The organism is Enterobacter sp. EC_64, from assembly GCF_019584165.1.
In the GTDB taxonomy this organism is placed as follows: domain Bacteria; phylum Pseudomonadota; class Gammaproteobacteria; order Enterobacterales; family Enterobacteriaceae; genus Enterobacter; species Enterobacter roggenkampii.
In genome coordinates this window covers 1-231 of the sequence record NZ_VDAS01000095.1, presented here as the reverse complement: position 1 = coordinate 231, position 231 = coordinate 1, and the positions used below count along the sequence as shown (strand labels likewise).

Annotated in this window: 1 protein-coding gene; it reads right to left on the bottom strand. The window is 56.7% G+C overall.

All coding sequences use genetic code 11. From position 1 onward, the window contains the following. Positions 1 to 231 (bottom strand): DDE-type integrase/transposase/recombinase (locus FHC52_RS22625; protein WP_220412237.1); only part of this gene is annotated, 231 nt, incomplete at both ends.

Here is a 231-nt window from a genome sequence, read left to right as displayed (position 1 = left end):
CGGTACTTAATCTGTCGGTGTTCAACGTCAGACGGGCACCGGCCTTCGCGTTTGAGCAGAGCAAGCGCGCGACCATAGGCGGGCGCTTTATCCGTGTTGATGAATCGCGGGATCTGCCACTTCTTCACGTTGTTGAGGATTTTACCCAGAAACCGGTATGCAGCTTTGCTGTTACGACGGGAGGAGAGATAAAAATCGACAGTGCGGCCCCGGCTGTCGACGGCCCGGTAC